This window comes from Massilia sp. MS-15, from assembly GCF_020176695.1.
In the GTDB taxonomy this organism is placed as follows: Bacteria; Pseudomonadota; Gammaproteobacteria; order Burkholderiales; family Burkholderiaceae_D; genus Telluria; species Telluria hydrophila.
In genome coordinates this window covers 174,221-182,713 of record NZ_JAIWIA010000024.1, presented here as the reverse complement: position 1 = coordinate 182,713, position 8,493 = coordinate 174,221, and the positions used below count along the sequence as shown (strand labels likewise).

Below are 8,493 nucleotides of genomic sequence, written 5' to 3'. Positions count from 1 at the left end.
TCCGGCCGCCACGACCAGATGTTGTCGGCGCCGCCGGCATCGCTGATGAAGTAGATGCGGCCCTGATGCCACATGGCGCGGCGGTTGTTCGCGTTGTCGTCCTTGAACAGGCGTACCGCCTCGTTCTCCGAACCCAGTTCATAGCGCCACAGCTGGGCATGAGCGCCGCCGCGGTAGGCCTTGACGTTATCGTTGGTCATCGACAGGCCCATGCGCGTGAAGAACACGGTGCGGCCGTCATCGCTCAGCGCGGCATCGTTGGCGTCGGCCAGCGGCAGCACGCGGCGCACCAGCCTGGCCGGGTCCAGTGCGGCGACGATGCGGTGCTTGGACGGACCGGTCGAGTTCTCGGTGCTGACCAGCACTTCACCCTGTGCGGTCCAGCCCAGCACGCTCACGCCGCCGTTCTCGAAGGTGATCCGCTTCGGCAGCCCGCCCTCGACCGGCATCACATAGGCTTCCTGCGCCCCCTCGTAGGAAGCGGCGAAGGCCACGTACCTGCCGTCGTGCGAGATCGCAGCCTGGGTCTCCGCGGACGGATGGGTGGTCAGGCGGGTCGCCTTGCCGCCCGCGAGCGTGGTGCGCCACAGGTCGCCCTCGGCGGTGAACACGACCGTGTCGCCGCGCACTGCCGGGAAACGGAAATAAGGGTCGGCAGCACTGGCCTGGCTGCCGATGAGCGCCAGCGACAGCGCGAGAATGGTGCGGGAGACGTTCATGTCCAGTATGGCAAGAGTTACTCAAGCGGAACAGTTTGCCACAGCTGACTGACCTGGACGACATGCATACATGCAAAAAAAGGCCGGCGGCAGCGCCACCGCGGTGTTCAGGCGGGCGGCGTGCCTTCGCTTGCGCCCCTCATCTGGCGCGACAGCTTCCAGACCATGCCGGCCAGTACCGCCACGCCTGCCAGCAGCAGCGCCCACAGCCAGGTGACGCGCGTACGCGATGCCTGCCTTTCCTCCTGCGCCCCACGGGCGCTGTCGGCATCCGCCTGCAGCCGGACCGGCCCGCCCGCCTGTGCCTGCTCGAGCACAGCCAGCTCGCGCATCGAGAAGCCGGGCGCAACCTGGCTGAGCGGCACCTGGCCCGAGCGGACGGCATCGCGGCCAAAGGCGAGCGTGTACGGCTGAGCTCCGCCGGCGACGAACACGAGGACCGCCGGCTTCCAGCGCAGGCGCAGGCCGGGCCGCTCGGGGGCGCTGCCCTGGGGCCGCACCACCCACTGCGACGCATGCGTCAAGGGCACGGCGATGTCACCCGACACGCGCGGCTGTCCGTCCTGCGTCAAGCGGTAGAAGGTCGCATTCGCTACCGGCCGCAAAGGCAGCTGGAGCATGCTGCCGGTCCTGCGGTCGGGCTGTTTCTGGTAGTGCCCGACGAGTACCGGCATCACGACATTCTGGTGCTGGAGCGCGAGGCCGATCGATTCGACCGGCACGGCGATCGGCGCCTCGTACAACAGGTCGGTCCCCGTGGCCGGCCCTGGCTGCAGCACGACGCTTTCCCACCGCTCCGGGGCCTGCGCCGTGGCCAGCCGCTCCGCGGCGACGGCGGAGAATTCAACCGGCGCGCCTTCAATCCAGCGGATGCGCGCGAAACGAAACGCCCGTGGCGGAAACGCGATCCTGTCCTTGCGCACGCTGGCGCCCTGGCGGTTGACCAGCCAGCTGAGCGAGGCGACGGCGAGCTCCTCCCATTCCTGCAGGTCGTCACTGATATCGAGCGCCACCTGGGCGCTGTAGCTGCCCTGCCCCGGCGGCAGGCTGAGCGCCAGGGCAGCGACCGGCTTGGACGATGTCGCTCCTGCCTGCAGGTCGAGGACCAGGCTTGCCAGGGCGTCGCCGGCGCCGCGGTTCCCGGGCGCCGTCACCGAGATGAGCGCGCCATTGTCGCCCGTCCGGATCTCCAGTCCGGGCGGCAATCGCGTGCTGCCGGCCGGCCCGCGCACCGGAAACACCGCGACCGGTGTGCTCGACCGTTGCTCCTGTGCCTGCTGGACCTGGTCGATGAGGGCGAACGGCATCGGCCTGCCTGCGGCATCGAACAGGCGCAGGTCGGCCAGGTCGGGCTGGCGCGCCGCCAGGTAGACCGCGCGCGGCAATGGCAACTGCACCACGGCGTGCTTGCCGCTCACGCTGAGCGGAATCGCGTGCGCATAGTCTTGAGGCTGGTCGCCTGGGGCCGCAAGCGCCTGCGCTACCGGCAGGACGTTCAGCGCGATCGTGAGCGACAGCGTGACCGATCGGGGAAAGGTGGACAAGCGCGCGAGAATGGGATGCATGGGGGTTCCGTTCCGGTCAGGTGCCCTGGGTCGACATGGCCGGGCGCCTGTCGGCCTTTGGAAAAGGAGCAAAATAGCCGATCAGTATCATCAAGAGGCCGACGCCGACAAACGAGACGACGCGCGCCAGGCTGCCGCTGTTGGCCAGGTCGAAGGTCAACAGCTTGAGCACCACCACGCCAAGCAGGACGGCGCCGAGACACCAGCTGCCGCGCACGGCCCTGACGGCGGCGAAGCGCATCAGGAACAGCGCGCTCGCGCACCAAGCGAGGGACAGCATGGCCTGCACGAACTGCGACGCCACCAGCGCATCGACCCGGTACGGAATGTCGCGGTATTGCGCGGCGCTGCGCAGGAAGATGAGGTTGCACCAGACCCAGGCGGCTGCCACGCCGCTAGCCCGCAGGCGTGCCATGATCCTGCCGGGCGCGCCCTGCCCTTCCAGCGAAGCGCGCGCCGCGCCCAGGCACAGGAACAGGACGAAGCCGGTCGTCAGGTCGAGCGGGTTGAGCAGGGGCAGGTAGGGCAAGGGCGCCATGCTGCCGTCCTGCACCAGGTTCCAGACGCTCGTGAGCGCCAGCAAGAGCAGCGCGCCGCACGGAATCAGGACGCGCTGGTACCACTGCGGCAAGGGAGCGGCTGGCCACTTTCCGGCCCGGCTACGTCCGGCCAGCCAGGCCAGCGCCAGCATCATCACCCAGGTCGGCAGGTAATTGCCCCAGGCCGGGCTGCTTGCCCAGGCGGTCTGCTCTGCCGTATCGACCACGTCGCCCGGCACCGCCAGCCACTGCCCGACCAGGATCGACCCGGTGGGCCAGATCGCCAGCCAGGGCCCGGCCGAGCGCAGCGCGTGCACGGCGCGCAGCAGCAGGCCACCGCCCCTGGCGTCGCCGGCGCTCCAGCGCAGCAGCACATACTCGCTGCTGGACCAGAGCAGCGCCCAGGCCAGCCAGACACCGGGCTCGGGCAAGGTCCGCGTCCCGTACAGGCTGGACAGGATGACGAGCGTGAACACGGCCAGCATGGCCCAGCTGCTCGTGCCCAGCCAGCGCAGCTCCGGCCAGGCGAGGCGTGGCGCCAGCCGGGTGCAGGCGATTGCGGACACACCGGCCAGCAGCGCGTACATGGCACTCCAGCGTGCATCGGCAGGGCCCAGCGCGGCCGGCAGCGCGAACAGCAGCCGGCTCGCGGCAATGCTCATGCCCGGTCCGAACCACCAGGCGCCGCCCCACAGCAGGAACACCAGCGGAAAATGGCGGTGCGATTGGGGGTCTGGCGAACGCCTGCCCATCCAGGCGCTGGCAAGCGCGGCGAGCGCGATCATCAGGACACCCAGCAGCGGTTCACCGCCCCCGGTTTCCCTCACGCTCAGCCATTGCCATGCCACCGTGCTCACGCTCATCAGGGCGATCGCTGCCGCGAGCTGGGCCAGGACGGCGAGGCGCCGCGCCAGCGGCCAGGCCAGGCGGGCGCCGCTGAGATAGAGCAAGCCGGCGGTCAGCAGGGCGCCTGCCGTGAGCAGGTTCGCGCGCAGGACGCCGCCCGTGTGCAGGATCGCTTCGGTCCAGATGCCGGCCAGGAACCAGCCGGCGGCCGTCACCAGGAAGCCGTTGGCAATCCACAGCAGGGCCGGGTGCGAGTCGCCGGTTTGCCGGCGGAACCCGCGGGCCATCGCGAACGCGCTGCCCGCCAACAGCAGGAAGCCCAGCCACAGGTTGGCGTCGCGCGCGGCATCCGGATCGATGCCGCCGATGGCGCCGATGAAGCCCATCCAGGCGCCGGCCTGGAGCAGCACGCCAAACATCCATGTGAGGCGCTGCTTGCGACGCAGGCCGAGCCATGCAAAGCCGGCGCCTTCGAGCGCCCATACGCCCGAGGTCCAGCGGCCATCGACCGCGAACGGAATGGCCAGCGTGCCGAAGACCACACCGAGGGCCATGAAGGTTTCCACCAGCACGCGCCAGCGCGCGCCTGCCCTGCGCCACAGGATGACGCTGAGCGTCATGTAAAACACGCCGAGGGCGAGCGCCGAGAAGGCGAGCCCGAATTCCATGCTCTTGACCAGTCCGGCCTGCAGGGCGAACGCGGCCAGCGGCGTTCCCAGTACCAGGCTTGCGTCGACGGGGTCTTCCAGGCGCGTGTGCTGCTGGCGTGCGAACGCCACCGCGATGCCGACGTAGAACACGAAGAACAGGGCCAGGAACAGCTGGGCGCTCAGGTAATGCTCCGGTGTGTAGCGCAGCGTGCCCCATGCGGTGCCGACGATGAAGGTAAATGCGAAACCGATCAGGTTCAGGGGCCGCCAGGCGCGCTTGATGGCGAGGAAAAAGACACCCGTATTGAGCAGCGCGTAATAGGAAAACAGCCCGACATGATTGCCCCCGCCGGTGGAGAGCAGCAGAGGGCTCGCGAATCCGCCGGTGATGCCGAATGCCGCCAGCCAGGGCGATTCCTGCAGCACTGCCAGCAGGCAGGTGAAAGCGGTCAGCGCCACCAGCAAGGCAAAAGCGAAACCGGAAGGCATCAGGTCGTAGCGGTGGTACGCGCCAAAGACCACCAGCATCAGGATCGCGATGGCTGTCCCCTGTACCGGCAGGCCGATTTCGCGTCGCGCGCTACGCAGGCGCCAGCCCCAGCCCAGCAAGGCCAGGGTTGCCGCCACCACCCCGGCCAGCCGCGCTTCGATCGGGACAGTGACCGTTTCTGCGACGTACTTGAGCAGGAAGCCAACGCCAATGAACAGGATGACCAGGCCGAGCTTGGCGACCAGGTTGCCGTTAAGCAGCCAGCCCATCGCGGCGGCGGCCCATCCTGGCGCGGTGGACGAAGTAGGTGGTGTGGCGCCGCCCTGCGTCGCGGGGGCGTGCTGCGTGTCCGCGGCCGCGCTGGCCTGTGGGTCGGCCGTCGCGTCCGGCGCCTGCCCGGCATCCCCTGGCGTGGCCGCTTGCGTGGCAGCGTGCGCCGGCGCGATGGTGGATGCGGCCCGCTCGGTCGCGACCTCGTCCGCATCGGTGCCCGCCTCCAGTGCGGCGGCGTGCCCGTTTCCCGGCGCGAGCGGGCATTGTGGCGCTGCGCTTTCCTCCTCCGCCCGGTCCGGCGCTTGCGCTTCTGGCAGCGCTGCCGCCGGCTGATGTGCTTGTTGTGCGGTGCCAGCCAGGGATTCCGGGGGAGGCGAAGGCACCGAGGCCTCGACCTTTGCGCGCAGGACGCTGATTTCACGCTCCAGCGCGGCCAGCCTGCTCCCGCGGCCGATACCAACCAGCCATGCTGCAAGGAAGGGGTACGCCAACACCAGCAGGATCAAGCTAGCTATTTCCATGGCTTCTCCGGCCGCTGGAAGCGGCGAACACAATCGGGTGAACGCAGTGGGGGCGCATCGGCACAGTGCCGCGCCAGACCAAAAGCATACGTCGCGCAAGAGAATTTATTCCGCAAAGAAAGATATCGATTGCGCAGGCTCAATCCTGCGGCGCCGTTCGCGCCGGCCGCACGAAAAAAAACCGCGCCGAAGCACGGTTTCCTGGATCGTGAATCGAAGCTTATTCGATTTCCACCGTCTCGGCCGGAGCCGGCGGCGGCAGTGCATCGCCTTCCGGGAATTCCAGCACGACGTCGTCCTTCTCATTCAGGTCCACCGTCACGCGCCCGCCGTTGACCAGGCGGCCAAACAGCAGCTCGTCGGCCAGGGCCTTGCGGATCATGTCCTGGATCAGGCGCGACATCGGACGCGCGCCCATCAGCGGGTCGAAGCCTTTCTTGCCGAGGAACTTGCGCAGCTTCTCGGTGAACACGGCTTCCACCTTCTTCTCGTGCAGCTGCTCTTCCAGCTGCATCAGGAACTTGTCCACGACGCGCAGGATGATGTCTTCGTCCAGCGCGCGGAAGCTGATGATCGCGTCCAGGCGGTTGCGGAACTCCGGCGTGAACATGCGCTTGATGTCGGCCATCTCGTCGCCTGCCGCCTTCGAATCCACGAAGCCCACCGAGCGCTTGGTCAGGCTCTCGGCGCCCGCATTGGTGGTCATGATGATGATCACGTTGCGGAAGTCGGCCTTGCGTCCGTTGTTGTCGGTCAGCGTGCCGTGGTCCATCACCTGCAGCAGGATGTTGAAGATGTCCGGATGGGCTTTTTCAATTTCATCCAGCAGCAGCACCGCGTGCGGCTTCTTGGTGATGGCCTCGGTCAAGAGGCCGCCCTGGTCGAAGCCGACATAGCCCGGCGGCGCGCCGATCAGGCGCGACACCGCGTGGCGCTCCATGTATTCGGACATGTCGAAGCGCACCAGCTCGATGCCCAGGATGAAGGCGAGCTGCTTGGCGACCTCGGTCTTGCCGACGCCGGTCGGGCCCGAGAACAGGAAGGAGCCGATCGGCTTGTCGGTCTTGCCCAGGCCGGCACGCGCCATCTTGATCGCCGCCGACAGGGCGTCGATCGCCGGATCCTGGCCGAACACCACGTTGCGCAGGTCGCGGTCGATGGTCTGCAGCTTGCTGCGGTCGTCCTGGTTGACGGTCTGCGGAGGGATCCGGGCGATCTTGGCGATGATGTCCTCGATCTCGGTCTTGCCAATGGTCTTCTTCTGCTTCGACTTCGGCAGGATGCGCTGGGCGGCACCGGCTTCGTCGATCACGTCGATGGCCTTGTCCGGCAGGTGGCGGTCGTTGATGAAACGCGCCGCCAGCTCGGCCGCGGTGGTCAGCGCCGACGAGGAATATTTCACGCCGTGGTGCTCTTCGAAGCGCGACTTCAGGCCGCGCAGGATCGCCACGGTCTGCTCGACCGACGGTTCGTTCACGTCCACCTTCTGGAAGCGGCGGCTCAGGGCATGGTCCTTCTCGAACACGCCGCGGAATTCCGTGAACGTGGTCGCGCCGATGCACTTCAACTGGCCGTTGGCCAGGGCCGGCTTCAGCAGGTTCGACGCGTCGAGCGTACCGCCCGATGCGGAACCGGCACCGATGATCGTGTGGATCTCGTCGATGAACAGGATGCCGTTCGGGGTGTCCTTCAGCTGCTTGAGCACCGCTTTCAAACGCTGCTCGAAGTCGCCGCGGTACTTGGTGCCGGCCAGCAGCGCGCCCATGTCGAGCGAGTACACGACGGCGTTCTGCAGGATCTCGGGCACGTCTTCCTGGACGATGCGCCATGCCAGGCCCTCGGCGATGGCGGTCTTGCCGACACCGGCCTCGCCCACCAGCAGCGGATTGTTCTTGCGGCGGCGGCACAGGATCTGGATCACGCGGTCGACTTCTTCCTCGCGGCCGATCAGGGGATCGATCTTGCCGTCGGCCGCCGACTTGTTCAGGTTCTGGGTGAACTGGTCGAGCGGGCTTTCCTTGGCCTGGCCGCCCTCGACCTGCGCCTCTTCCACGCCTTCGGACGCCTTGCTGGTGTCCATCTGCTGGTCCTTGCGCACGCCGTGCGAGATGAAGTTGACCACGTCGAGGCGGGTCACGCCCTGCTGGTGCAGGTAGTAGACGGCGTGCGAGTCCTTCTCGCCGAAGATCGCCACCAGCACGTTGGCGCCGGTGACTTCCTTCTTGCCGTTCGAGGCCGATTGTACGTGCATGATCGCACGCTGGATCACGCGCTGGAAACCAAGCGTCGGCTGGGTATCGACCTCGCCCGTGCCGGGCACGGTCGGGGTGTTATCGCCGATAAAATTAGTCAGGGTCTTGCGCAGGTCATCGATATTGACCGCGCACGCACGCAGGACTTCGGCGGCGGATGGATTGTCGAGCAAGGCCAGCAGCAGGTGTTCCACGGTAATGAACTCGTGGCGGGCCTGGCGGGCTTCGACAAAGGCCATGTGTAGGGATACTTCAAGTTCCTGCGCAATCATACTTCCTCCATCACGCACTGCAGGGGGTGCCCTGCCTTACGCGCATGCGTTAAGACAAACTCCACTTTGGTACACGCTATATCTTTGGAAAACACCCCACAAACGCCCTTGCCGTGACGATGCACGGAAAGCATGATCTGGGTCGCCGTTTCGCGATCCTTGTTGAAATACTCCTGGATGATCGCTACTACGAATTCCATCGGCGTGTAGTCGTCGTTCAGCAAGGCCACCTGGTACAAGGGTGGCGGTTTTACGGTCTGCCGCTCCAGCAGCTGTTCGGTATCATGCTTCGTAGCCATGGGCGTATTCTAAAGCTTTCAAAGTCTGTGCCAAGCGTAAACATCAGCTTGTTCTCATGTGCTTCCA

The 8,493-nt window shown here is 66.9% G+C and carries 4 protein-coding genes and 1 pseudogene; all 5 read right to left on the bottom strand.

The genetic code is table 11. The features are described from left to right. Window positions 1-719, bottom strand: a pseudogene (locus LCI23_RS10910) (peptidase S41); the annotation flags it as partial. A 107-nt stretch (window positions 720-826) separates the two neighbouring features. Next, window positions 827-2,284: a DUF3999 family protein gene (locus LCI23_RS10905; protein WP_224946478.1), complete on the bottom strand. Its 1,458-nt coding sequence runs from the start codon at window positions 2,282-2,284 to the stop codon at window positions 827-829. A gap of 16 nt (window positions 2,285-2,300) precedes the next feature. Then, on the bottom strand, window positions 2,301-5,603 hold the full coding sequence (locus tag LCI23_RS10900; RefSeq protein ID WP_224946477.1) for a DUF2339 domain-containing protein: 3,303 nt from the start codon (window positions 5,601-5,603) through the stop codon (window positions 2,301-2,303). A gap of 220 nt (window positions 5,604-5,823) precedes the next feature. Further along, complete coding sequence (clpA, locus tag LCI23_RS10895; protein WP_224946476.1) at window positions 5,824-8,127, bottom strand: ATP-dependent Clp protease ATP-binding subunit ClpA; 2,304 nt, start codon at window positions 8,125-8,127, stop codon at window positions 5,824-5,826. After that, window positions 8,124-8,426, bottom strand: coding sequence for an ATP-dependent Clp protease adapter ClpS (clpS, locus tag LCI23_RS10890; protein ID WP_027864722.1), 303 nt, complete (start codon window positions 8,424-8,426; stop codon window positions 8,124-8,126). Before clpS ends, clpA begins: the two co-directional genes overlap by 4 nt. Between the last annotated feature and the right edge of the window lie 67 nt (window positions 8,427-8,493).

Coding starts and splice junctions, on each gene's coding strand:
- LCI23_RS10905 (WP_224946478.1), bottom strand. CDS start 2,284: ATGCATCCCATTCTCGCGCGCTTGTCCACCTTTCCCCGATCGGTCACG.
- LCI23_RS10900 (WP_224946477.1), bottom strand. CDS start 5,603: ATGGAAATAGCTAGCTTGATCCTGCTGGTGTTGGCGTACCCCTTCCTT.
- clpA (WP_224946476.1), bottom strand. CDS start 8,127: ATGATTGCGCAGGAACTTGAAGTATCCCTACACATGGCCTTTGTCGAA.
- clpS (WP_027864722.1), bottom strand. CDS start 8,426: ATGGCTACGAAGCATGATACCGAACAGCTGCTGGAGCGGCAGACCGTA.